22 protein-coding genes are annotated in these 26,829 nt (G+C 38.0%); 3 read left to right on the top strand and 19 right to left on the bottom strand.

Annotated features, from left to right (window positions below):
* Positions 1–74: 74 nt before the first annotated feature.
* Positions 75–740 carry an SCO family protein gene (locus BXU11_RS02610; protein ID WP_078210918.1) on the bottom strand — a complete coding sequence of 222 codons (666 nt, stop codon included), beginning with the start codon at positions 738–740 and terminating at the stop codon, positions 75–77.
* 475 nt (positions 741–1,215) lie between these two features.
* Here BXU11_RS02610 and BXU11_RS02605 point away from each other — a divergent pair, with 475 nt between their 5' ends.
* The 3 genes from BXU11_RS02605 (at position 1,216) to BXU11_RS02595 (ending at position 4,839) form a co-directional block, all read left to right on the top strand.
* On the top strand, positions 1,216–3,279 hold the full coding sequence (locus tag BXU11_RS02605; RefSeq protein ID WP_078210917.1) for a M13 family metallopeptidase: 2,064 nt from the start codon (positions 1,216–1,218) through the stop codon (positions 3,277–3,279).
* A 308-nt stretch (positions 3,280–3,587) separates the two neighbouring features.
* The gene (locus BXU11_RS02600) at positions 3,588–3,899 is read left to right on the top strand and encodes a DUF202 domain-containing protein (protein WP_078210916.1); all 312 of its coding nucleotides are present in this window, start codon (positions 3,588–3,590) and stop codon (positions 3,897–3,899) included.
* A 298-nt stretch (positions 3,900–4,197) separates the two neighbouring features.
* Positions 4,198–4,839 (top strand): hypothetical protein, encoded by a 642-nt coding sequence (locus BXU11_RS02595; protein WP_139225520.1) that lies wholly within the window; start codon positions 4,198–4,200, stop codon positions 4,837–4,839.
* Positions 4,840–5,004: 165 nt separating this feature from the next.
* Here BXU11_RS02595 and BXU11_RS02590 read toward each other — a convergent pair whose 3' ends face one another.
* From BXU11_RS02590 to BXU11_RS02505, 18 genes are all read right to left on the bottom strand, one after another.
* Positions 5,005–6,549 carry a hypothetical protein gene (locus BXU11_RS02590; protein ID WP_078210914.1) on the bottom strand — a complete coding sequence of 515 codons (1,545 nt, stop codon included), beginning with the start codon at positions 6,547–6,549 and terminating at the stop codon, positions 5,005–5,007.
* A 312-nt stretch (positions 6,550–6,861) separates the two neighbouring features.
* Positions 6,862–7,599 carry a hypothetical protein gene (locus tag BXU11_RS02585; RefSeq protein ID WP_078210913.1) on the bottom strand — a complete coding sequence of 246 codons (738 nt, stop codon included), beginning with the start codon at positions 7,597–7,599 and terminating at the stop codon, positions 6,862–6,864.
* Between the two features lie 193 nt (positions 7,600–7,792).
* The gene (locus BXU11_RS02580) at positions 7,793–8,098 is read right to left on the bottom strand and encodes a heavy metal-binding domain-containing protein (RefSeq protein WP_078210912.1); all 306 of its coding nucleotides are present in this window, start codon (positions 8,096–8,098) and stop codon (positions 7,793–7,795) included.
* 431 nt (positions 8,099–8,529) lie between these two features.
* Entirely contained in the window at positions 8,530–10,476 is a 1,947-nt protein-coding gene (locus BXU11_RS02575) for a S9 family peptidase (protein WP_189318495.1), read from the bottom strand.
* A 6-nt stretch (positions 10,477–10,482) separates the two neighbouring features.
* A complete protein-coding gene (locus tag BXU11_RS02570; RefSeq protein WP_223253653.1) occupies positions 10,483–11,424 on the bottom strand; it encodes a DMT family transporter in 942 nt (313 codons plus the stop codon).
* Between the two features lie 4 nt (positions 11,425–11,428).
* Positions 11,429–12,229 (bottom strand): SDR family oxidoreductase, encoded by an 801-nt coding sequence (locus BXU11_RS02565; protein WP_078210911.1) that lies wholly within the window; start codon positions 12,227–12,229, stop codon positions 11,429–11,431.
* Positions 12,230–12,306: 77 nt separating this feature from the next.
* Positions 12,307–12,861, bottom strand: a complete 555-nt coding sequence (locus BXU11_RS02560) for a hypothetical protein (RefSeq protein ID WP_078210910.1) — start codon at positions 12,859–12,861, stop codon at positions 12,307–12,309.
* A 173-nt stretch (positions 12,862–13,034) separates the two neighbouring features.
* A complete protein-coding gene (locus tag BXU11_RS02555) occupies positions 13,035–13,457 on the bottom strand; it encodes a hypothetical protein (RefSeq protein WP_078210909.1) in 423 nt (140 codons plus the stop codon).
* Positions 13,458–13,463: 6 nt separating this feature from the next.
* Positions 13,464–13,931 (bottom strand): META domain-containing protein, encoded by a 468-nt coding sequence (locus tag BXU11_RS02550; protein WP_078210908.1) that lies wholly within the window; start codon positions 13,929–13,931, stop codon positions 13,464–13,466.
* A gap of 104 nt (positions 13,932–14,035) precedes the next feature.
* Positions 14,036–15,778: an amidohydrolase gene (locus tag BXU11_RS02545; RefSeq protein ID WP_078210907.1), complete on the bottom strand. Its 1,743-nt coding sequence runs from the start codon at positions 15,776–15,778 to the stop codon at positions 14,036–14,038.
* A 133-nt stretch (positions 15,779–15,911) separates the two neighbouring features.
* Positions 15,912–17,165 (bottom strand): hypothetical protein, encoded by a 1,254-nt coding sequence (locus BXU11_RS02540; protein WP_223253652.1) that lies wholly within the window; start codon positions 17,163–17,165, stop codon positions 15,912–15,914.
* A gap of 77 nt (positions 17,166–17,242) precedes the next feature.
* On the bottom strand, positions 17,243–17,731 hold the full coding sequence (locus BXU11_RS02535; protein ID WP_078210906.1) for a hypothetical protein: 489 nt from the start codon (positions 17,729–17,731) through the stop codon (positions 17,243–17,245).
* Between the two features lie 95 nt (positions 17,732–17,826).
* On the bottom strand, positions 17,827–19,575 hold the full coding sequence (locus BXU11_RS02530) for an amidohydrolase (protein WP_078210905.1): 1,749 nt from the start codon (positions 19,573–19,575) through the stop codon (positions 17,827–17,829).
* A gap of 19 nt (positions 19,576–19,594) precedes the next feature.
* Positions 19,595–20,692, bottom strand: a complete 1,098-nt coding sequence (locus tag BXU11_RS02525; RefSeq protein ID WP_078210904.1) for a porin — start codon at positions 20,690–20,692, stop codon at positions 19,595–19,597.
* A 6-nt stretch (positions 20,693–20,698) separates the two neighbouring features.
* Entirely contained in the window at positions 20,699–21,487 is a 789-nt protein-coding gene (locus BXU11_RS02520) for a transporter (RefSeq protein ID WP_078210903.1), read from the bottom strand.
* A gap of 320 nt (positions 21,488–21,807) precedes the next feature.
* Positions 21,808–24,192, bottom strand: a complete 2,385-nt coding sequence (locus tag BXU11_RS02515; protein WP_078210902.1) for a M28 family peptidase — start codon at positions 24,190–24,192, stop codon at positions 21,808–21,810.
* Between the two features lie 20 nt (positions 24,193–24,212).
* Positions 24,213–24,560, bottom strand: coding sequence for a hypothetical protein (locus BXU11_RS02510; protein ID WP_024980695.1), 348 nt, complete (start codon positions 24,558–24,560; stop codon positions 24,213–24,215).
* 680 nt (positions 24,561–25,240) lie between these two features.
* Positions 25,241–26,779 carry a carbon-nitrogen hydrolase family protein gene (locus tag BXU11_RS02505; RefSeq protein WP_078210901.1) on the bottom strand — a complete coding sequence of 513 codons (1,539 nt, stop codon included), beginning with the start codon at positions 26,777–26,779 and terminating at the stop codon, positions 25,241–25,243.
* Positions 26,780–26,829: the final 50 nt, after the last annotated feature.

Below are 26,829 nucleotides of genomic sequence, written 5' to 3'. Positions count from 1 at the left end.
GAACTGAAAATCACGCTCATAAACACAGCTGAATTCGTGAAAATTAGTGGAATTCGCGTTCCATTTTCGCCAAACTAATTAGCGCATAAAAAATTAATATCTTCTATCAATCGCGTCATATCTTCTTTTTTGGTTCCATCATAAAAACCACGAACGCGTCTTTTTTGGTCCACCAAAACAAAATTTTCGGTATGCACCATATCGTACAATTCTTCAGGTTTTCCCAACTTAACGGCCAAATACGATTTTCGAGCCATCGTATAAATTTCCTTTTTATCGCCTGTAACCAAGTTCCATTTGCTATCTATCACGCCGTGTTTTAGTGAGTATTCTTTTAAAACTGGCACACTGTCGGTCTCAGGAAAAACGGTGTGTGACAACAGCATTACTTTGGGATTATTTTTGATAGCCGCTTGCACTTCGGCCAAATTCTTGGTCATTTTGGGGCAAATAGAACCACAAGTCGTAAAGAAAAAATCGGCCACATACACTTTACCTTCGTAATCTTTTTGAGTAATCGTTTTCCCGTTTTGATTCACAAACGAAAAATCTGCAATCGTATGCGCCTTACTCACATATTGCACCGTACTGTCCACCAATTCAGGATTCACGTCGGCAGGATTGTAAATTGGCAAAGTCTTTTGAGGCTTAAGCGCATTGTAAAACAAACCAATAGTAATCGCCGAAAACACCAATAAAACACCAAAAAATTTACGATACTTATAGAAGAAAGCTTTCATTTGTAGGTTTTTAAAATAAAATAGTAAGTCAACATTTGAATTTTTCGCAAAATTACAAAACAACGGTCTGCCTTGCACTACTCTTTTTAAAATAATTTGGGCGTGCCCCTTCGCCTCGTAGAAAAAACGAGGCTTCGGGTCGGGTCTCCGTTCCCGCTTTTTTTTATCCCGCAAAAAAAAGGGATAAAAAAAGAGCTCCACTCCACCCCTCACGCAAAAAAAAAATCACAAGACATTAAACCTTTACTACACTATGAAGTCCAATAGGGTATTCTTGCCTTTAGCATAAAAATTTCAAGAGTCAAAATTCAAAAGAAGTCATTATTGTCATGCTAATTTTATATAAGCAAGAAAAAGGAATTTCATTGTGATGAATTCTCTTAATAATGTATTTTTTGTCGCAAAAAAAGCAATTTCGATGTAACTATTTTTTGCTTTTTGACACGAATGTATCGTAACTAATTCAAATTGTAATATGAATCCAAAACAATCCACAAGCTTATTTTTGGCTTTGCCTGCCGTACTAAGTTTTGGCTGGTGCCAAGCACAAAATACTCCTGCCGCCAAAGAGCCAGGAATCAACATCCAATATATGGATAAAACCATCAAACCTAGCGATGATTTTTTCCGATATGTAAACGGAACCTGGTTGAACACTACCGAAATCCCAAGCGACAAAACCCGTTGGGGAAGCTTTGATGAATTGCGACAACGCACCGATGCAGATGCTTTGGCGATTTTAAAAGAAGCTGCCAACAACCCAGCGTACAAATCGAATACCGACCAAGGTAAAGCCATCAATTTGTACAAAACAATGTTGGATACCGTAAGCCGAAACAAATTAGGTATTGCTCCCCTAAAGCCTTATTTGAAAAAAATCAACGCGGTTAACAATGCAAAAGACCTACAAGCTTTATTAATCGAAATGGAACCTACAGGAGGCATCGGTTTTTTTGGCGCTGGCGTTAGTGCTGACGCTAAAAACAGTAACGTAAACGTGATTTATTTAGGCCCAGGATCTGTAGGATTACCCGATCGTGATTACTATGTAGGCGAAGACAAAGATTCTAAAGAAAAAAGAGAAAAATACGTACTTCACGTGGCTAAAATGTTGCAATATTTAGGCGACAAACCAGAAGTAGCGAAAGCTAATGCGGAGAAAATTTTAGCTTTAGAAATCGAAATGTCTAAACCACGTTTTGACCGTGTAGAAAGAAGAGACCGTCGTAAATCCTACAACCCAATGACCGTTGCGGAAATACAAAAACTAACGCCATCTATCGATTGGACAACGTACTTCACTAAAATTGGTTTGCCTACGCATCAAACGATTATCGTGTCGCAACCAAAATATATGACGGCTTTAGAAACCCTTTTTAAAGAAAATAAAGTAGACGACTGGAAAGCCTATATGCGTTGGTCTTTATTGAACAGAGCTTCTAGCCAATTATCAACTGAAATTGAAAAAGCTAACTTTGAGTTTTATGGCAAAACCTTAACGGGTGCTGTAAAACAAAGACCTTTTGAAGAAAGAGCTTTACAAACCGTAACAGGATCTGTGGGTGAAGCCTTAGGGAAATTATACGTAGAGAAAAAATTCCCTGCCGAAGCTAAGGAAAAAGCCGCCAAAATGATTAAAAACATTTTCCGTGCTTACGAAAACCGCATCAACAACTTACCTTGGATGTCGGCTGAAACGAAAGTTAGTGCGATTGCCAAATTAAACAAATTAAGAGTTAAAATTGGTTATCCAGACAAATGGAAAGACTACTCTGCTTTGACTATCAAAAGTCCAGCAGAAGGAGGAACGTTTTTCGAAAATGTAAAAAATATTGCTATTTGGCGTAATAAAGAAAACTTGGCTGAATTGACCAAACCTGTAGACAAAGACCGTTGGGGTATGGCACCACAAACGGTGAATGCGTATTACAATCCATCGAACAACGAAATTGTATTCCCTGCGGCTATTTTACAACCACCTTTTTACAATTACCAAGCAGACGAAGCGGTAAATTATGGTGGAATTGGAGGCGTTATTGGTCACGAAATCTCTCACGGTTTTGATGATTCAGGAGCGCGTTACAATGCCGACGGTAATTTAGTAGACTGGTGGACACCAGAAGATTTAACGAAATTCGGAGCTTTGACCGGTGCTTTAGCTGCTCAATACAGCGCTTTGCAACCGCTTCCAGGAACTTTTGTAGATGGTAAATTTACTTTAGGTGAAAACATTGGAGATTTAGGAGGAGTAAATGCTGCTTACGATGGTTTGCAATTGTACTTAAAAGAAAACGGAAACCCAGGATTGATTGATGGGTACACACCAGAACAACGTTTCTTCATTTCTTGGTCTACCATTTGGCGTTCTAAAATGAGAGACGAAGCCTTGAAATCACAAGTAAAAACCGACCCACATTCTCCAGGTATGTACAGAGCCTATGTGCCTTTACAAAACGTAGATGCTTTCTATGATGCTTTCAACATTCAACCGAATGACGGTATGTATATCGCTCCAGATAAAAGAGTAAAAATCTGGTAAGACTTATTTTACCATAAATACTAAAAACCCATTCGCTGTTGTGAATGGGTTTTTTGTTTTTTGCCCGTGCTTTGCAAAACTTTACTCTTTTGCGTTTAATAAAAAAGTGTGAAATCAGGAGATCTAAGGGAAGGAACTTGCAGAGCTCGCAATTGTCTTAAGTATCAATAAAGGAAAAATCAAAGTGGAAAATTAAGTTATAGAAATAATTTATTTGTAAACAATTACACTTCAAATACCACAATAACAACACATTATGCACTAAATTTGTTTTAACTTTGTGGTACTAACCATTTATACAATAAAAAATGAACGTAGAAAAAGCAATCAATAAAGATTTGATTTTAAGAGAAAAATTGGCTTTACAAAGAACAATATTGGCAAATCAATCTACTTTTTTATCTTTCCTAAGAACATCAATGTATTTTCTTATTGCAGGTTTGAGTTTACGAAATTTACTCAAGATAGAACACAGTTTATATATTGAATTACTTCTCTTTACTGTTTCAATTGTCATTTTAATTTTTGGTATTTACAATTTTTTAAAACACCAAAAATCCATAATTGATAGTGAAAAACATGTTGGCGACTACCAATTGAATTACTATTCAAAAAAGTAATTAAAACTGTTTAACGCTTTTGTTCATCTTCTAGGACTGACTAAATCTAGTTTAGCATATGCAACGAGATTAGCAAAGTTACAGCATTCTGAAAAAGATGTTGCTGTTTTATCAGTCATGACAACAACACGTTCTCGTTTAGCCCTGATGGGAGCGGCATCCTTGCTTGGCGGGGTTCGCCAAGCAAGATATAGCGTACAGCAGGACGACTAGTGTGGTGTGCACAAAAATCATGCTTCTTAAAATTCCTTACATCATCTCCGCAAGTTGGGTGGCATATTCTCCGAAAAAATCTAAAATGAAAAATAAATTCCTACTGTTAAACTTAATATTTCTTATGCTTTTACATTCTTGCAAAGAACCAATTGTAAGTTTTGCAGAGCCACAACCAAAAGACATAAATGAACTAAATGCCTTTCCAAAAAAAATTATTGGAACATATTACAATACGGAAAACAGAACTGAATTAGTAATTTCTAAATATTCGATATTTAAGAAAATGATTGTAGAAGACACTTTGAAAATTAGTAAAATCAACAAAAATGAAATAATCAAAAATGACAGTTTATTCAATTTAGTAACTAAAGAAAAATATCGAATAAAAAGAATTAACGATACTTTATTCTCAAACTATATTCATCAAGACACAATTTTCGACTTAAACAAGAAAAATATTTTGAAAAAATTTAAAGGTTATTTTTTCTTAAACATTCATAATGAAAAAAGTGGATTTTGGTCTGTCGAAAAATTAAATTTAAGTAAAGGAGTATTGACAATTAACGGAATAGAAACTGAAAATGAATTAGATTTATTGCAGTCGATAACTGAAACAAAAAAAGATACTATAAAACCATTCACAGTAAAACCAACAAAAAAGCAGTTCAAAGAATTTATAAATAAAAATGGATTTACAAATGGCGATATATATCTTAAAAAATAAGAATACAATCGCCCAACAGTTACACGAGATTTGGGTTTTAGGTAAACTTTAAAGTTTGTTTTGTACCTCTGTGGTTATTGTTTTACCGAAAGTTTAAGGCACACTTTTTTCCAAACCTCGTGTTGCTGCGGGACGTTAAATCTCTTTATTGCTCATTTTCTGCCATTAATTCTCACAGAAAGCCGTTATTTTTTGCAAATGTTGTTCGGCTTGGTATTGATTAAAATTGTCCCATTTTGGAGGGAAATTTGTTTTCTGTCCACACATAGCATCCAAACAAACATTGTTGTCTTTGTAGGTATCGTGTAAAACGGCCAAGATTTTAAAGAAAAAATCCTCTAGCTTGATGATCGCTTCAAACTCGGATTTTAGTGTTGTATAATTACTAGCTGTTGGATTTAAAATTTGTAACAAATCTAGCACTTCGTTCTTTTCGGCTTCGTTGATTTCAGTTAAATAACCATTTTTTAGGGTTTTAAACACCAAATTATTCCAAACCACGCTATCGTGTCCCCACTGAACATCTGGTAGATGTAAAGAGTGCTCACAAATTAGTATAATAGCAAAAAGCACATCATTCAAATACGCTTCAGGAAACTCATCAAAGCTTCTGAATTCAAAACCACTTTGGTACATTTTCTCCTGATTAAAATCGAGTCCTACTTCCGAAAGTAATTCATACTCCATAGTGGCTTCAATCTGGTCGCGCCACCAAATGTTGTCCTCTTTTTCAAAGCGTAGTAGTTTTCTAAAATCTTCTACTTTGTACGTTAGAATTTTGCCTTTGGGCATGGCTTTATTGTACGTTCCAACGCCTATATAGCGAGACATAGCGTTGCGCATAGAGCCCAAGGTAAATTTTTGGTCCAAATTGTAGGTGTCACTTATGACTCCCATAATGTCGGGGCTTCCAAGAGTGGCTATAAAAAAGGGCTCAAACCATTGTAGCAAATAAATGGCATTGGCGTGTGTTGCCTCAAATTTTTCATAGTTGACAATTCGGCTATGTTCTGTTAATGACGGCAAGGTAATGTGGAAATGGTAGGTTCCGTTATTAAACAAAACTAGATTTTCTTGATTGGTCATGAACATATTGAGTCCGTTGTTGTACTCCGGGAAATTTAATTTGCCTTTGAGTACACTGGATTCATTGATTTTATCGAGGAATAATTTTTTGGTCGCTTTCAGTTCTTTACACGAATCCGTAATGGTTCTATTTTCAAAATATTTGGTTACAAATTCGATAGAATCTCCATCAAAATGTACGGATCCCATTGTTTTGTTTCGTTGGGTGATCATACTTTGAATGTTGTAAGGTTGATCTTCAAGAAAAAGTTCCATGATGGATTGACCAAGATATTCTGGATTTTCGATCGGCTGAGGCTGCAATGCACCAACTTCTGTGGCAACAAGATTTGGTTTGTCTGCGGCTAGCGTTTTGTGTTGGTAATTTACATCTAGTTTTTCTAGCGAATGACTATTGATCATTCGGCTGACCACATAGTTTTTATTCGAACCAAACGCTTTTTTTAAAATTGGGGCTAAACTTTCAGGTTTATAGCATTTTCTGTAATCAATACTGTATTTTTCAAAACCAATTTTTTCCTGAATAAATGCACCAGATACGATTAAGGATTCTTCAAATTGCAGGTATGTTTCGTTTTCTAATCCTATTCCCCAATAAAATTTTCCGGCCTGGTTGTTGTTCATTAATGCTACTTCTATTTTTATGATTACTTTAACTTTTTGAGATTTAGTTTTTTGTCTATAAAAAAGTGTTTTGGAGTTGCATTTTAAATGAAAAAAAAAGAAGTTACCGAAGAGGACAATGTAAAAAATAAATTACAATAACTTCCTTTATAACAACAATTTAAAAGAACAAATTACCCAATGACGCGTTTTGAAAACGTTACTTTTCCCAAGCTGCAAAACTAGCCTATTGTTTTGTCATTTCATAGGGGTCACCCCCTTGGTAATCATAAATTTTTTAAGTTTTTATACAAAAACAAGCAATTTTCATGTTTACTCGTGATAGTAAAGCACATACGAGGAATATAACGCATCATTCCACCAGTCTTTTCTGATTAAAGAAAAATAGTTGTAATTTAACTTTCCTGCTTGCGATTGCAATGGATATAGCACTTTGCCATTTTCACGGTATGCTTTGTGGGAAGTTGTTTCGGGCACCACCGGAACGATATGTCCTGATAGTCCTTTTTGTTTTCTTTTGGCACAAATGATCCCAACACCACCGTTAGCATTGACTTTGTTTTGAAGTGCATCTACGGAATCCATTTTTTCCCATCCAAAATGGGATCCCCATTGCGAAAACCAATCGTGAATGGCGCTGGAGTAAATTCGCTCTACCGTTTTTTCAAAAACAGCTTCTACTTCCTGTCCTTGTTTTATTTTTTCTAAAGCTTCATCTGTCCACCAAACCGTTGGGAGGTATACTTTACTAAAATAGCAAAAGTCATAGGTGTACACATTACAATAGGTATCTTCTACTGTTCTTTGATACCGTGCATTGCTGGCTACATCTAGTTTATCTATAATTAGGGAAATACTTTCCTTTTTGCTGGCAACATTTGAAACATCTCTAAACGGAATGCTGTCATCCATGATTGGATGTTGCTTCATTTCGATGGTGTCTAAGCGAGATTGAGGATGAGGAAATAAATCAGCCTTAACCATTTGAATTATTGGTGTTGAATTTTCACAAAGCGACACTAATGCTGCTGTTACAGATTTGTTTTCCATCTTGTCTTCTTAAAATTGATTGGCTTACTACCTCAAAAATTGATTTGATTGTACAACGTAGTATTTTAAACCAAAAAGTAAACATAAGAATTTTAAATTTCACTACCTGTAATGAAATAGACAAATAATAGAAAAATGGTAATGATTACCCACTAGGCAAAACTTAAGCTAACACCAAAGGGAATCAAATCATTTACCGCTTAACAATACTAACCGCAGTTCCAGTTACAGTAGCAGCAATTAAATATTCACTACTTTTTATTTCAATGTCAACTTGTATTCCTACCACTGCATTGGCATTTATTTTTTCAGCATTTTGCTTCAATTGCTCGAAAGCTTGTGCTTTAACTTCGGAAATGCTTTCACTTATTCCTGTGTAATATTTTTGCATATTAAAAGTCATAGTCATTTTTTGGACATTTACGGCAGTTCCTGAGACAATACCCTTGTACTCCATAATTTTATAATCTTCTACTGAATTTGTGGTTGTTAAAAGCATCTTTTTATGTTTAAAATTTAGTTACTCTGTTTGAGTGTCAAATTACCATTTCGTTACAAGTTGAGATGTAATAAATTGGCTATGATTATTTGAATTCGAATAAGCATTGATTACAATCGATTAATCTGGCATTAGGCGTTCCCAAGAAAACCTACAAGGTTTTGAAAACCTTGCAGGAAAACAACTGGAAAATCATTTAAAAAAGAAGTTTTGTATTTGCATTGCTTGGCTAATGAAAAACCAAACGTTCTCGCCTAGCCCCGATGGTAGTGAAAATCCTCTTGTGCCAGGGTTTGGCACAAGAGATTGCAACGTACAGCGGGACGACTCGTGTGGTAAGCTGGTCACGGGTGATCCTCAACACGATACTGCTTTTTAGTGCCACCTTCTCCTAACAAAAAACCCACTCGCAAGGAATGGGTTTTGTGGAATTATTTTAAAAGATACTCTTGCATAAATCGGATGACGGCCAGTCGTTGGTAATCGACGTTGGCTTTTTTCTTGAAGCCGTGGCCTTCGTCTTTGGCCTCGAGGTACCAAACCGTATTGCCTTGTGCTTTGAGTTTGTCGCGCATTTGAAGGGCTTCGGTCACGGGAACGCGAGGGTCGTTGGTGCCTTGAATAATGAATAACGGTTTTTTGATTTTATCGGTATTGTTTAAAGGCGCCATTTTATCAAAAAAAGCGGCCATTTCTGGGATGCGTTCATCGCCATATTCTACTCTTCGGAGGTCACGACGGTATTCCTCGGTATTTTTTAGGAAGGTATTGAAGTTGGAAATCCCCACAATATCTACCGAGCATCGGATTTTGTCGGCATAATGAAAGGCCGTGGCCAAAGTCATATAACCACCATAACTTCCGCCCATAATCATAATTCGGTCTTTGTCGAGTTCGGGTTGTTGGGCAATCCAATCCAATAGCGCTCCGATGTCTTTTACAGAATCCTCGCGTAACATTCCGTTGTCTTTGGCCAAATAGGTTTTACCAAAACCCGCAGAACCTCGCACGTTCGGGAAAATCATCGCCACGCCCATTTCGTTGGTGTAAAAATTACTTGCGCCCAAGAAAGACGCCTGCGATTGTGCCTCTGGCCCACCGTGAATCTGAATCAGCACGGGTCTTTTTCCTGTGAATTTTGAAGCCGCTGGATAATAAAATCCTGAGATACCCAAGCCATCAAAACTTTTCCATTCGATAAACTTTGGCAATGCCATATCAGACGCTTGCATTTCGCCCAATTCGCTTGCCGTCCATTGCTCGATTTTGCCATTTTTTAGCGAAAGGCGGTGCACATCCGAAGCCGTTTGTGCTGTCGATTGGGTGAAAAACAAACTTTGGTTATCCTTAGTAAACTCCGCTCCGCCAATCAATCCGGTTGGAATATTTTTGACTTCGCTATAGGATTGATCTTTGGTATTCATCAAATACATTTTGTTGCGACCCGCTTCGTTGGTGATAAACACCAGTTGTTTTTTGTCTTCCGAAAAAGAAAAATTTTCTACATTCCAATTGATTTTGGAGGTCAAATAATTTACTTTTTTGGTCTTTACATCCAGAATAGCCAAACGCTCAAATTCGTTGTCTTTATCGGTCAAAAACCAAATTTCGTTGGTCGAATTTCCAAGTTTGGCACCACTTTGAATCACGCCTTTGCTGGCTCTGTCGGTTACTTCGGATAATTTGCCAGAAGTGATATCCAAGGACCAAACATGAGATTCATTAGCCGAAATGTATTCGCCAATCAACAGTTGTGAATTGTCTTTAGAAATATCCAAAATACCCCAACCGCCTCCTTTTACTTCCAGCACCATTTTGGCTGCTGAAGGATTTTTGGGGTCCATATAATAAATATCACGGTCTCCACCGTTGCGCTTGGTTGAGGAGAAATAAAACCCTTTTCCATCGGCTCTCCAAGTAATGCCTCCGTTTTGTGAACGCCCACCATCGGTCAATAAAGTCGATTGCAGGGTTTTGAGGTCTAATTGGTACAATTGCCCAAACTCATTACCGCCCACGTCTTTGGAATAAATCAAATACTCGCCTTTGGTAGGTTCGTAGCTCACGCCACTAACGGGTTCGTCGAAAAAAGTGATTTGCGTTCTCGCGCCTAAAGGTTGCACCACACGATGCAATTGTGCTGTAGAACCAAAACGGGTCGTAATGATAATATCGTTTTTTACAGGATGAATTTCTGCCAGAGAAGCACCACGAGCCTCGGAGTATTTTTTTACCTGAACGGCCAACTCTTTGGGAATGGCAGCAATGTTCTCGGTAATCAAATTTTCGTTAGGCAAAATACCCGTATTTTTTTGCTGTGCTTGCACCAAAGTCAAGCCTAGAAACGTCGGAATTAAAATAAATGCATTGAACTTCATATTATTTTAGTTTTGGATTAGTATTCGTTTTCGATGGCGTTGCATAGCAAAATTGATAATATACAAGCCCGTTAAAGTAACCGTTCCGCCAATAATGATGGCCGCGGTGAGAATTTCGTCAAACAAAAAAGCCCCTAAAAGCACCGCAACAATAGGATTGATATAGGCATAGACACTACTCAATTCGGTAGGTAAATGTTGCAAGGCATAAATGAACGCAATGAAGGTCAACACCGAACCAATTCCTACCAAATAGGCAATGGCCCACCAAGAGGCGGCAGGAATTTGCGTTAGCGGAATATTCGTGCCAGTAGCTCCAGTGAAAGCAAAAAGACATACGCTAGAAATCAACATTTGTAATCCTAAACTAAAATAGGGATTAAAACTCGCGGCTTTTTTCTTGGTGTACAAGGTACCAAAAGCCCAAGTAATGGTGGCTGCCACGGAAAGTACAATTCCAAATTGAAAATCGGGTCGGATGAAATCGGCCAAATGTTCATAGAAAATAACGCATACTCCCGCAAAGGCAATGACAATTCCAAAAACAGCCAATCGGGTGATGCGTTCTCCATTGAAAAAGCTAATCATCGCAATCCAAATGGGTACCATTGCGCCAATAATCGCACCCAAACCACTCGGAATGAATTTCACACCCCAAGTACTCAATCCGTTGCTTAGCGCAAAATTAAGCATACTCAAAATCAAGATGGATTTCCATTGTTTGCCTTTGGGCCAAGGTGTTTTTTTTACTAAAAAGAAGCCTACATACAAAACACCACCCAAAAACTGACGGATGGCGGCCAACTGAAGCGCTGGCATATGTTTTACGCCTTCTTTGGAGGCTAACCAAGTCGTGCCCCAAGCGATACTCACCCAAGCTAAGGCCAACATAGGCAATCCCAAGGTAGTAAGTGGAGCTGTTACTGCATTTTTAATTTTTGTTCTCAAAAGTTTATGGAGTTTCTACAAAAGTATACTTTAAAATCGTTTGTAGTTTATCACTACTAATCCTTTTTCCGGTTCCCGAAGAAGTTGGGTCAAAGGTCGGTGCTACCAACTGCCATTCGCGAGCTTTTTGTTGATAATAGCTTTCGCGAGTGGGATGATACGGCGACACGGCATTGAAGGTTTCGTTCCAACAATCCAATGCTATAATTTTTTGAATGATTCCGATACAATCCGTTTGGTGAATGAAATTAATGGGTGCTTTGGCATTAGGTAAATTTTCTTTGCCTGCCAAAAACCGAACCGGATTGCGGTCGGGTCCTACGAGTCCACCAAAACGAAGGATGGTCGTTTGAAAATGAGGATTCTTTTGCAACAAGTCTTCGACGATGACCAATTGACGTCCGCCTTCGTTATCGGGATTCAAAGGTGTCTCTTCAGTAACCAAATCATTATCTTCACCGTAGACCGAAGTAGAACTTACAAACAGTACTTTTTTGACATCGGACTGTTCGATATAAGGAATCAAGGTTTGTATTTTCCCCGCAAAATCCTCGCTATTGTTGCTTCTCAATTTGGGTGGAATATCTATAATCAATGTTTCACTTCCCTTTAGAAATAAAGTGATATCTCCATCAATGGCATTAGGTTGCAATGCCATCAAAAACGGAAGCACGCCTAGCGTTTCTAAATCGCCTAGTTTTGAAGCAGAGGTTGTCGAACCTTTTACCGAAAACCCATTGTTTAGTAAGGCTTTCGCCAAAGGCAAACCGAGCCAACCGCAACCAAGAATACTAATTTGTGTCATTATGATACGTTATTTTGCCTCACAAATGAACAAAAAAAACTTCATATACTTGCGGCTGACGCTAAGTTTAAGAGGGTTTACTTCTTTCTCCAAATTTTACTGAAAGTCAATCCTAAACCCCAAGAATTATAATAATTCCATTTGTTATCCCACACCGCCGTTCCTCCTACTTCCCAATTGCCGGGTAAGTGCCAACCGTATTCGATTCCTAATCTTGTCAACACTAAATTTTTTTCATTTGCAAATTCGCCTCCTACTCCTCCAATTAACGAGAGACGTTTTCCGGGTTTATATATCGCTACGGGTACCACTGCGAGAGGATAACTTCTTTCTAAAATTTCTTGGTCTCCATGTTCAATTTTAAACGATTCCAAAACCAAATCATTTTGTAAACCAATGGCCCATTTATTGGCGATCCAATAGTCATAATTAAAACTCCAAGAAGCTAAGGCCAACCACTTGGTTCTACCATCAATCTTCCCTTCAGAGACATGTGTATGCCCTAGCCCAAGGGTAAGTCTATGACTCCCTTTTGCCGAAGGTTGTTCATGGCTAGAATGATCCTGAGGTTGAGACCAAGCCATAAAACAAGAAAGAAAAAGGAAATGCGCTATTAAAATTACTTTTCTCATCGTTATTTTTGATTAAAAAATTAAAACTCAAAAACACCCCATTCCAATAAATAGACTAGAATGTCTTTGAGCTTTTTAAAAAGTACCAAACTATTTTTAATTCATCAAGAGAATGAACTACTCACCCGTTGGGGTAGCGTGTTGCATTTTATTTTTCACAAATAACTAGAGCATTATTTTATCACGTGCCCCATTATTTCTACTTTGGCTCTTTTGGTCACCATCATAACTCCGACAGAATCGTATTCCAATTCAATTTTTTTAAGGGTATTATTCTTTCCTGGCAAATTAAAAGGCAACGAAGACATTCCTTTTGAAAGCACTCCTACTCCTTTGGCATCGTATTCTTTCTTTTCGCCGTCAGACATTTCTACTCGTACTTTCTTGAGTTTTAAAGTTCCTTGAACGCACTTAATTTTTATTTTGTCTACCTTTCTTTCATTTCCAGTAGGCGTAATCACATCTTTGTCGGATTTGAACGCGACTAATTTTTCGGCAATTTTAATCCAGTTTCCATCATTACTCGATTGGGAAAAAGAACTTAAGGAAATTGTTACTGCAAACAGTAAAGCCAAGAGTTTGATTTTGTTTTTCATTTGAGTCTATTTTTTGGTTAAACGCATTACAGCTATATCGCCCATAATCAGGTTCAATGTTGTTCCTTCATCGGTCAAAGAATAACTGTTTACTTTTTTTAAAGTTGCCAAAAAGGTTTGTTCCCCCACCATATCCGGACACATTTTTCGCGTCAATGCAAGCGCCTCGTCAATTTGCAACCTATTGCCATCAATCGAACATTTGCCGCGGAAGTTGTTGCATCCCGTAGCACCGCTAATCTGATTTTGACCGCTGTTAATGGTTATTGTTGGCTTTGTCTTCGGATACAACTCATCAAAAGCTTTGGGACTATTCATAACATAATTGGATTCCCAAGTACCATCAATTGCATTTGCTTTCATAGGTTCTGATTTTTCGGCAGTAGTTGCCTTGCCTGTTTTGGATTTAGCCGTGTTGCAAGCTGTGGCAATCAGGACTAAAAATAAGATGGATACAAAATAGCGTTTTTTCATAGGTGTAAAATATACTTGTTATGCATCAGCAATGAAATCGCCATCTAATCATCGGGATGACTAGTACAAACCTTTGGTAAATGGCGATTACATAGCACTAAAATTTATTCCTTTTTAAATACTGTTTTTCCCTCTTTAATGGATTCCAATATTTGAATTTTATTTATGTCCAATGATTTTATTTTCAATGGATTTTTATCCAATATCACAAAATCCGCCAATTTTCCTGCCGTTAAGGTTCCTTTTGTTTTTTCTTCAAAATATTGAATAGCAGCCCATTCTGTCAAGGTTTTTAACCCTTCATACGGAGTAACTCTTTGGTCTGGTCCTAAAATTTTCCCGGTTCTAGTTACACGGTTTACCGTTGCATCTAACACTCTCATGGAATTCGGGAAGGTTACCGGTGCATCGTGATGCGAAGTAGTGACAAGTCCTGCATCAATAGCATCTCTCATTGGCGAAATATAATCGGCTCTTGGGTGTCCTAACACCGATTCGGCGTGCCAATCTCCCCAATAAAAAGTGTGCATTGGGAATAAGGATGGGATTACTTTTTGGCGAACCAATGCCGGAATTTGATCTTTACGCAAAGTTTGACCGTGAATTAGTACCGTTCTGTGATCGGCATAATTGTATTTTTTTTCAGCTGCATCAATCGCTTTTAAATATTGATCAATCGATGCATCACCATTGGTATGACACAACAGTTGCCATTTATTTTTAAAAGCAAGTGCTACATAATCATTAGCCTGTTGATCGGTCATTACGCCTTGTCCTTTATAGCTTGCTTTTTCACCTGCTGGCGGAACATGGTAAGGATGCGAAAGCCAAGCCGTTTTACCTTGTGGCGAACCGTCTAACGTTAATTTTACACCACCAATTCGGTACTTGTTTTGATATTGATGAGCGGTGCTGTAATACGGGCTTTTCATAATTTCTTCAACACCCAAAGCCACATCAGGATAAGATACTATATCCAAATAAAATTGCTTGCTTTTTGCACCAGCCTCTAACTGTGCCACTTGCTCAAGCGTAGCTCTACCTTCTTGCGCTGTCAAATAACCATTTTTAGCATACTCCAACAAGGCTTTATCAATAAACATAGTATTGGCTTCTGCATCTCCTTTCCCTAAAATTGGGAATAGAACAGAAAAGAAGGCCCCTTCTTCTAGTACGCCATTGGGTGTACCATCGGCAGCTCTACGATATTTTCCACCGGCGGGATCTTTGCTGCTCTTGTTGATGCCCAGCATTTTCATCGCAAAGGAGTTCAGCACCCCTAAATGTCCTGATTGATGAATAATTAAAACTGGTTGGGTCGTACTGACTTTATCCAAATCAGTAGCTTTTGGATGATCGCCTTCTTTCAACTGAGAATCATCGTAGCCGTTACCTAAAATCCAGCCGAATTTTTTAATCATTGTTGTACCATCTGCGGTGTTTTTATACTCGTTCAAAGTATTAACAATAGAATTAAAATCCGCACCAGGACCATCAGGTGGTGGCAAAATATTGGCCACTGCTGCGGTAAAACCTACATTGATAAAATGACTATGCGCATCTAAGAAAGCCGGTAACATCGTTTTTCCTTTCAAGTCCACCATAGTGTGTCCTTCGCCAGCTTGTTTCATGGCTTCGCCTTCCTTACCTACAAATAGTATTTTGCCGTCCTTCACTACTACCGCTTCAGCATAAGTAGGTTGTTTACCTTCCATAGTGATGATATCACCATTGTAATACACTACTGCAGCACCTGAATCTGCTGGTGTGGCGTCACTTTTTCCTTCTTTTTTGCAGCCTAGCAAAAGCATCGCTATGGCAAAAAAACTTACAATTGACTTTTTCATAAACTAATTATTTATTGTTCTTATTTAAAACTAGGATTTAACTCCTACTAATTCTGGGCACTTCCAAATGCCATTAAATGGTTCCTTATCTTCTATTTAAAATTAAATGTTTACTATACCGCCTAGGTCTTCTTTAAAAGAATTCATTCAACCCCAAATAAATGCCAGACGAGGTATATTTTCCAACGGCATAATCCAAGCAAAGTGTAGTTCTTGATTTTGGATTTACCATAAATCGGAGGCCTGCGCCACCTGCTGGGTCAATGTTATCAAACAATTTTATACCCGCATCTTTGTTGGTTGCTGTAGTGATGTTTCCGAAAATGGCGATTCCCCATTTATCGGGATTTTTTTCAGTACCAAATAATTTTTTTCTAAACTCAATTTCTGAATAAAACAATCCTTGCCCTCTTATTCTACCTTGAGTATAGCCTCGGCCTGAACTGCTGTATTGATCGTAACCAATACCGGGTAAATTCATAAAAGGCAGACTTCCAGAAGTTTGAAAACTTCCATAGGCCCAAATAGCAAGCATATTTCTATGGTCTTTCGTTAAGTCAAAATAATCTCTATATTCCAACCATAACGAAGTGGAATTTTTATCACTGCCTAAAAAAGTAGGATTCACTCTAAAGGTTAATTGTGCATACCTTCCTTTGTACGTCGAATTGATATTGTCACGTGTATCATAAATACCATTCAATGAAATTCCAGAAAGTGTATTTTTATCATTCGAGAAACCATATTTTTCATTGTAGGCATAAAAGCTTGTGATTACTGGAGGTGTAGCAGATAAATCTAAAAGATTGTCTTTAAACTTACTTAAAATATCCAGATGATACCCTATACCAACATAGGTTCCATTTGCTATTTTTTTGGTTAAAGTTTGATAGGCTCTAAACCATTTGAACTCCAACATTTGCTCATCATTTATGGGTGCTGAAAAAGCCCCTTGGTTATCGTACTCAAACCCGTTAGACGCTATTTTATTGGAAGAAGGACCAGAGCCCAAACCAAAAGAACCCTGTGAACTATTCAAATACCGCCAATCCAAATCCAATTTAAAATCATTGTCTTCCGAGAATGCAGTAGCTTTTGCCGTTATCAAGGTTTGACCTTTGGAAGTTAACGTTAGCCCCGCAAATAAAGAGGAAATATTGGTGGTTGGTGGGTCTCCCATATACCAGCTGGTGGAAGTAGCCACACCATACATAAATCCAAACGAAGGATTGGAACTAAGTACTGGCAGCGGCGTGAAATAAACGGACCCTTTTTTGGGTGGTGCTTCTTTTTTGGCTTTTCTTTTTTCTTTTTTGGTTAGTTCTTGGGCCTGCCCCACAGAAAAAAACAATAAAAGAACCATTATAAAACTAAAGTTGGTTTTCATTATTTTAAATTTGATTTAATTACTTTTTTGATTGGTATTCAGTCTTCTATTTGAAGTCCTATGTTAGATTTCTATTTTTACTTTACTTTTTTTAACCGTACCTGACCCTCCCCTTTTTTATCAACCAACACGAGTAAAAATGGACGGCTCGTATAGGATTGCTTATCGCCTACCACTACTTTATATTCAAAAACTAGCGAATGATTTGCGTCTTTTTTAAGAGCAACGGGCTGGATGGTTGTGGCATTATCCGTTTTCGGAAGTACTATCGCAATGGCAAATTCTTTGGTAAAATCGACCGCTGTGGGTTTGCCGTTGTTGCCCATTGTTGCCGCCGCGCCAAAATAGGAATTGAAGGCTGCTTCGGTTTCAATTTTAGGATTTTCGATAGCTTCTACAGTGTTTTTCACAAAATAATTTTGAGCTATAGTGAAGGGAATCGTATCCTGTATCATGGTCGTTTTTATTTCCACTAGTGGCGTTTTAGTATCATCGATTTTTTTACTCTGACACCCAATGAAAAAGATAGAAACCCCTATTGCAATTGCAATCCATTTTAGTTTCATGCGTTATTGTTTTAGAATAAAATTAATATTTTTTAATCCTTTTGCATTAGAAATGAATAGTCTGGACAAAATCAAATTTGCCCAAACTATTTTGTTTATTGATTTTTAATTGGAAATGATTTACCTTCAAAGACCGTTTCAAGAATTTTAATATCCTTTATTTTCATTGGGTCAATCTTTAATGGATTTTCGGCAAGAATTACAAAATCCGCTTTTTTACCCACTTTAATTGATCCGGTTATCTTATCCAATTGCATTAAATCAGCGGCATTGATAGTTATACCTTTTAACGCCTCGTAAGCCGATACTCTTTCTTGTGGAGCCATCAGTGAGCCATCGGCAGTTACACGATTGGTCGCTATCCAAGCCAATAAAAGAGGTTGAATAGGCGCCATAGTAAAATCAGAGTGTAAAGCAAACTTTACCTTGTTTTTCACCAACGAACCCAAACGAACCATTTCTGAACCTCTTTCTTGTCCAAGAACAGTATTTGCTACATATTTATCTCCCATAGAATAAAGATAGTACGGATTGGCAGACACAACAGCTCCTAGTTTAGCAATTCTTGCTGATTGTTCCGGGGTTGATTCTCCAAAGTGCTCGATAGTAAGTCGTTGTTTTAATTTTGGATATTCCTTTTGTAACTTTTCTAATCCATCCAAGATGGTGGCTAATCCCATACTTCCATTACAGTGAATGTGAATTGGATACCCTTTTGTCCACCAAAATTTCATTGCTTTATTTAAATTTTCTGGAGTCATGATCCACTCACCAGAGTGTCCGTCTAAATATCCTGGAGCTAAAACTTGAAAATTTTGCCCAAAAAATGCACCATCGGCATAAAGTTTTATAGCATGGTCTATTATAATGTGTGCCGAAGATTTTTGGCCAAATTCTTTTACATCGGCAAACGTTTTTTCAAAATCACCGCCATTTACCAAGTTCAAAGTATTAACATCTGGGGTAAATTGCATACGGAAAGGCGTTTCATTATTTTCCAAATTATCCTTCATGTATTTAAAATCGCCCCCAAGTTCTCCTGATGAACCGGTACCCATATCGCCAATGGTAGTCAATCCGCCCATGTGTACTAGGTCACGAAGTTTTAACATATTGGTTTTCATAACTTCATCATTTCTGATGGTAGGAGCCCATTTCGGAACTACAACATTAAAAAATCCTGCTTCCACAAATTTTCCAGAGGCATAATCAATCTGGCTGTTTCCTTTGGTTTCTTTCTCGGTAATATTCAAATACTTCAAACCTGCTGTATTTAACCACATAACATGTGCTGAATATTGCCAAATCATAATAGGTCTAGTAGATGAAATTCCGTCAAGCTCTTTACGAGAGATATCGCCATGAAAAGGCTCCATAAATCCCCAAACCACAAGGGGTTCTTTCGGGTCTTTTAATTCCGCTTCATATTCTTTGACTTTGGCAATGAATGCTTCATGTCCTCTCACGGCTTTTACATTTCCCCATGGAAAACTCCAGTCAAAAGGTGTAGCAAACTTGGTATTCAAAATCATTGCCCCAAGATTAGGATGCAAATGCGGATCAATTAAACCAGGCATCAGGGTTTTGCCTTCTAAATCAACCATATTGTGACCTTCGCCCGCTTGTTTCATCGCTTCGTCTTCCTTACCTACAAATAGTATTTTTCCATCCTTAACCACAACCGCTTCGGCATAAGTAGGTTCATTGCCTTCCATTGTAATAATGTCGCCGTTGTAATATACAGTAGCACCATTTTCGTCAGTTACAGTAGTACTTGTCTCGTTTTTTTTGCAAGAAACTAACCATAGACTTGCTGCAAAACATATTAAAAGAATCTTTTTCATAAGTTAAAGATTTAGTGAATTAATTAAAATTTTTCCCGTAATCGAAATTGTATCGGAACCCTAGTGCCAATACGTTATAATTGTCCTTAATTTGTGCATAATCAGAATGGCTGTAACGCCCGACTAAATACAATCTGGTTTTTGGGGTGATAAAATAATTGGTCCCCAAAATAAAATGCATCAATTGATAATTGTTGTTGTTTAATATAGTAGCTTCTCTAGAATCAATAATGTTGAAACCTCCTTCAAAAGACCATCTCTTGTTAGTAATATAACCTAACGAAACTTCGTAACCATTGGTTGGAGCTGCAATGACACTTGCCGCGTCTTTTTTGGCAATGGCGTCATCATTGACCGAAAAAGTAGCTGCTCCATAATATTTGCCATCATTGTATTTGATTCCTACCAAAAAATTACTTGAATTTGAGGCAATACCATCCACAAAATCTTGAACTTTAGGTGGAATTCTAACGGTGTTGTACGCGGTTCCGATGGTTAGGTTTTTATTGATATCATATTGCCCAGAAACTCCAAAAGATTCAGTATCACCAAATAACTGCGTTTGAATACCGAGTTGAAAACCACCCCAACGATTGCGATATTGAATAGAATTGTCGGCTCTACCAGTACCTTTCCAACCACCATCGGTTCCTCCTGCATAAATTCCATGAGCCGAACCACCAAAGAGTGAAAAATTATCGGTATAGAAACCAATATCATAATACACTCCCCATTGTTTTCCTATGGACAAACTTCCCCATTTTTTGGAAGCAATACCGGCATATGCCAAGCGAGAGTTTAATACTTCTGCTCTTGAAAATGGATTGGTAACAAAATCCAAACTTGAATTGGCATCGTTATTGAAATCCACACCATCAATAAAGTTAAGACCAATTTCTATCTTTCCATTAACTGACCATTGGTCATCAATTTTTCTGTACAAGAAAGTACCTATTCTTGGTGAGTTTTCTTGGAGTTGTACTTTATTGTCAAAAACACCCAATTGCATTCGAATCATTCCATAAAAAGAAATAGAATCTAACACTTTTACATTTTGTGCTTCCAATTGTACACCGACAAATACGACTAATAAGAAAAGTAGTTTTTTTATATTCATCTTATATTATTTTGGAAACAACAATACCATAGAGGCTCTCAATCCAAATCTACTTTCAGCATAATCAGGAGCCGAGATATTGATTCTTGGCCCAACGGCAAAACTGATTTTTTGTTTGCCAAAGGCGGTGATTGCAGAGAAAACAGGTTCAAAATACAGCGTGGTCGTTTTATTTGACCAACTCTCGGTCCATTCCAATTGCCCCGTAACACCAGCGCCAGATTTCCAGTTAAAAGAAACAAAGGGATTCACATACATTTGATTCACATCTGGTCGCTTTTCATCCCCCGACACGCTCCAAATCTGATTAATTAACGCACCATACGTCCAACCGCCCATTTGTTTGAGTGCCACAACCGTTGGGCCTACGCCAAATTTTTTGGCCGTCAAAAAATCGTTGCTACCTGTGGGCAACAAGACAACAGGACCAGCGCCCCACGTAAATCCATTTTTGGAGTTTTTTGGTGAAAAAAAAGCACTAGCCACCACATCGGACAATCCTGATTCGTGATTACCCATTCCTGAAATATTGTATTGAGACACCATGGGAACAATAACCCTTGTAATTACATTCCACTCACTAGAAAGACTCATTGGAATTACAGGCTGAATGTTCAACGTATAACGTGAACCTTTCAAATTTCCAATGCCATAATCAATATTGTTTTGCAGCGGCAGTGAAATTAAAGAAGCTATCGGATTGGCTAATTTTTTGGCTAATTCTTCTGTTTCATTTTGCGCAGAAAGAGTATTCATTAACAAAAAACTAAAGAGTAATACTGTTGCTTTTTTCATATTAATCTTATTAAATAATACATTGCTAAAATATTAAAAATAATATTACTAATTATTTTTTTATAACTTAATTCTTATTTTTTTGGTTAAAAACTAAGAAAAATTCAACACCGAACTATTTGATCTTAAAAGGCAACCATCAGATAAAAAAAAATTTACTTTTTGAAATAATACTCTTTTTTTAAGCTAAGCGATTTTAAAGGTACTAAAAAACTGAATTTCAATTGATTAAAAACAAAATAATTTACTAGAATTAGCAAACAAAAACACCCTATTCCAAAAATGAAATAGGGTGTTATTCAAAATTTTAGGTTAGAATTTTATCTTTTGGGCACTAGTAAACTATCTTTTGCCGTAGCCAAAGAATCAACAGCAGTAGGAACTACAAGCTCTTTGGGAATACTTTGTTGGCCTTTTTTAATTTTTTTACGAATGACTACCGCATCATTCAAGACAAAAGGTGTAGGCATCATCCAATTATCTCTTGGTTGAATTTTAAAAAGTGGATTTTGTAGTAAATCAAAAGAAGATTCTAATAATTCCATATCAATTACCGCCGAAGCATTAATACTAAAATCCAACACCAAAGGCGCATTGTTGACCACGTAATAACTCACTAATTTCTTGCCTTTTCGTTCTAACATTGAACTGGTATCGCCTAGATTTCTCGCACCATTGGCTCTAAAATTATAAAAAGTCATCGCCTCATTGGCAAAAACATCATAGCGGTTGACTTTTCGATTGGGTATAATTTTAATTTGAATGTGTCGCAAATTACCTGCAAGACTATCTTTTGTAAATACAACTAAAGGTTTCTTTACACCCACTACATCCGTTGTTGCGGCATAAGTAAATCCAGAATTGTATTTGCTAAACAAAGGCATATCGTTAAGTGGCTTAGCGCTCTTAGGGTTGGCTCCTAAGTAGGTTTTTGTCCAATCGTCTAGGTTCACATCATACGTCGCCCAAAACGCTTGGTTGGTATCTGCATTGTACAAGTACACCAAACTATTGGATTTTGCTTTTCCTGCTTCATAATCCGAATTATAATGACCTTTGGCAAAAAACAACAACGATAACACAAACAATCCCAAAGCCCATTTCCCTTTATGTAAAAATGCGCCAAAAACAGGCAACAACAATCCAAAAGTAAGAACGGTCAAAATTGCACTTCCAAAAAGAATCTTCAATCCTAACCCAACTGGGAACATTTGAATGAACGGCGCCAAAAGTAAAACTGCTGGAATTCCACAAATTAAATTCAGTACCCAATTCGAACGTTGCGTTAGGACAAACGCCCCAAAAGCAATCAAACCAAAATAAACTGGAATTATCAAAAATCCAGCACCCGTTAGCGAGTTGGCGATAAATCCATTAATGACCATCCAAACTAGAAGCACCATCACATAATGGTTCATTGTCACTTTTTTGGCCGATAGCCAATGGTACATCAAGAAACAAATCGACAAACTCAAGAGTACGAAAGCCGCTATATAATCGTGACCATTGTAGGTAAATCCGTTGAGCAAATCGTTGTATTGAGGATACGCCCAAAGCAATCCTTTCCAACCAAAATAAGTCAATCCACCCGCAATCCCCAAAGCACCCAAAAACGGAATCAATCCTTTGAACAATTCTCTGAAAGTAAAAATACGTTTGGCTTTGCCAATGAACAAGAAAAACACAAAAAACACTCCCGCAATAATTGTCATAGGCAGTACCCAAGAAAAAGGATAACTGATAAACGTAAACGGAATCGTAAAATACACCTCATCTTCGGTAGCTTTTACGGCATCCAAATTAGCATTCGAAAAATACGTTAGCAAAGGCATTAAGTAACGACCTTGATGCGCCAAAGTGTTTTTAGCCAAATGCTGAGCGTCATCCTGCTGGGTGTGGTAATTATAATGGTCGTCGATAAACGCAAAATTCAATCCCTGAATGTTTCCTTTTTCTCTAAAAACGGTCAAGTCCGTATCATTAGGCAACATTTTGTAAATACTGTACATCAACGAATTCGAAACAGGATAGGTCACCCCAGCTTTTGAAAACTCGTTCACCAAACCTGCATTCCCCTTGTTGGTTTCCATCAACATATAACTCGGTCCCGAAGAGCCACGCGCTTCAAAATTGAGCGCCAAGCCTACTTCTTTTGCCCAAGGATGTTGGGTAACGAACAAAGCAGCACCGTTTAGTCCCAATTCTTCAGCATCCGAAAAAACAATAATGATATCATTTTTATGCGTTTTCTTAGTATGCAAAAAAGCACGAACCCCTTCAATAATCGTAGCTACACCCGAAGCATCATCACTTGCTCCGTGCGAAAAAGAATGCGGCGCACTATCGTAATGCGACAGCAGCAACAACGCTTTTTTAGAATTCGTTCCCTTGATGCGCCCAATAATATTTTTAGACTGTACCAGATTTCCCCAATCGCTCATGGTGTAGCCCTCTTGCACCTGAGTCGTAATCCCCATCAAATTTAGCTCACGAACTAGCTGCATCGCCACAACATCGTGGTTGGCAGACCCCACATAATGAGGTTCTTTCGTAAGATTCTCAACGGTTTTAAAAGCTCGCTTGGTCGAAAAATTGGCTAGATTTTGGTCCTCATAGTCGATGGTTTGCGGCATTTGTAAAAAATAGCCTGCTGCCAACACGAGCAAAAGGACAAAAACTGAAAGTAAAGAAGCATATTTTTTCATAGCAATGGGGATGTGGTATTTTAAATATCTTTTTTGACTAGCATATAATAGTCATTTTCCAAAATCATATAACCTTGGTCATACAAGAAATAGTAGGTATTTCCTGTTTTAGTGTGCAAGATAGAAGTAAAAAATTCAAAATCAAAACCCTTGCTCATCAACTTGGCACGGGTAGTTTTGGACTTACCTTCTACATTTAATTCTGACAAAATTCGGTAATTTTTGCGCAACTTATTGTTAATGTTACGCATATAATTGGTGCTATCTTTATTGATTTTGTTGTTATACGCATTTCGGCAGCTGTCACTACAAAATTTCTTGTCCTCGCGACCTACAATTTTTTCACCACATTCTAGGCAGGTTTTCATTCGTATACGATTTAAGTTATAATTCTATCTATTTGGAGCCCAGCAAAAGGCTTTATTTGTCAGTATTGGTTCCTGCTGTCCTTCCTATCTTTTTTGCCCCGAGAAAAATCGGGTCAAAAAAGGATATTCCCTCCCATCAGGGCTACATAGGGAACAGGGGTTTTGTGTTTGTTTTGGTTTCTTAATTTATACCTACTATTTTGTTGCAAAATTTGAATAGGAATGGGCTTTAGCCCATTCTTTACATTTCGTTTTGTATTGGGCTTTAGCCAAAATCATAGTACATTTTGGCTAAAGCCTATCTATAATTTACAATCATATCATCTCGCTAAAGCGAGACGCAATTGATTATTCATAATCACTCATCAATCGTTTCTTGCTACTAATCATACCTACAAGGTTTGAAAAAAACCTTGCAGGAAATCCAGTGACAAAAACTTATTCTAGCACTACTCGACCTGCGAGGTTTTCAAAACCTTGTAGGTCTACTTCACAGAAAATCAAACTTCTCATTCCAAAAATCCCCCTTGTTACTCTTTAACCCCGATAGGAGCGGCATCCTTTTTTTCTAGACCTGACAGGTTTTTAAAACCTGTCAGGTCTAGAAAAAAGATATAGCGGATAGCGGGACGATGTTTCCTGAAAAGCCTTTTGTGCCTGTTCCTAAATAATCCCCTTCACTATTTTTCTCCGTTTTTTATCTTTTTTATTTCGTACAAATCCGTTCTTCGGTCTTTGAGGATGCGGACGCTGCCGTGTTCGTGCAGCTCTTTGAGCAAATCCAAATCGACGTCGACAATCAGTGTCATCTCAGTATTAGGCGTGGCTTCGGCTTTGATGCCGTTGCTCGGAAACGCAAAATCCGAGGGCGTAAACACCGCCGATTGCGCATACTGAATATCCATATTGTTGACCTTGGGCAAATTCCCCACACATCCCGCTATGGCGACAAAACACTCGTTTTCGATGGCTCGGGCTTGGGAACAATGTTTGACTCGGGTGTAGGCGTTTTGCGTATCGGTCAGGAAGGGCACAAACAAGATATTCATCCCTTCATCGGCCATTAATCGGGAGAGTTCTGGGAATTCGACATCATAGCAAATCATCACGCCTATTTTTCCGCAATCGGTATCAAAGGTTTTGATTTCGGAGCCGCCTTTCATTCCCCAATGCTGCACCTCGTTGGGCGTAACGTGAATTTTGGCATACATCTCAAAAGTCCCGTCGCGCTTGCATAAGAACCCAACATTATACAAATTTCCGCCTTCTAAATACGGCATACTTCCCGTGATGATGTTGATGTTGTACGAAATGGCAAACTCCTGAAACCGCTTGCGGATAGGGTCTGAATATTTGGCCAATTCGCGTATGGCTTCGGCCTCGGTGAGGTGATTGTAATCGGCCATCAAAGGCGCGGTGAACAGTTCTGGAAACAACGCAAAATCGCAACCATAGCCCGAGACCACATCGATAAAAAATTCGGATTGTTCAAACAAGGCGTCGAGATTGGAGAGCGAGCGCATTTGCCACTGAATAAGCCCTAGCCGAATCACCGATTTTTCGGTATTGATGAGCTTGGGACTTTCGTCATAATAAATGTTGTTCCATTCGAGCAAAACGGCAAATTCCTTCGAATCTTCGTCGCCTACTAGATAATTTTTGATGACGCGTAACACGTGAAAATCGTTGCTCAACTGAAACGACAATACGGGGTCGTGCAATTGCTTGCTTTTGATTTTGTCGATGTATTTTTTGGGCGACATTTTATCGGCATACTGCCCGTAATTGGGAATTCGTCCCGCAAAAACAATTGATTTGAGGTTGAGTTGTTCGCACAATTCTTTGCGCGCGTCATACAAACGGCGTCCCAAACGCAAGCCGCGATAATTAGGATGAATAAAGACATCGATGCCATACAAAATCTCCCCAAACGGATTGTGGGTCGAAAACGAATAATTGCCTACGACCTCCAAATAATTATGGCGTTTGTCGACCAATTTTTCGTCTACAATCAACGACAAGGCCGAACCCACCACTTTTCCATCGGCCAAAATCACCAACTGTCCTTCGGGAAAAATAGCCAATAATCGCTCGATATCCTCGGAACGCCAATAGGAATCGGCCATTTCGGGATAGGATTCCACCATCGAGTTTTTGAGTTGTTTATAATCCTCAAACGCCAAATTGCGCAATTCTACTTTTTTGATTTTCGTTTGCATTTGTAGTGGGGTTTTAGGGGGTTAGTGAATTGGTTTTTTATTAGACGTGA

Origin of the sequence: Flavobacterium sp. LM5 (assembly GCF_002017945.1) — a bacterium.
GTDB lineage: Bacteria > Bacteroidota > Bacteroidia > Flavobacteriales > Flavobacteriaceae > Flavobacterium > Flavobacterium succinicans.
This window is presented reverse-complemented; position numbering and strand designations above follow the sequence as displayed.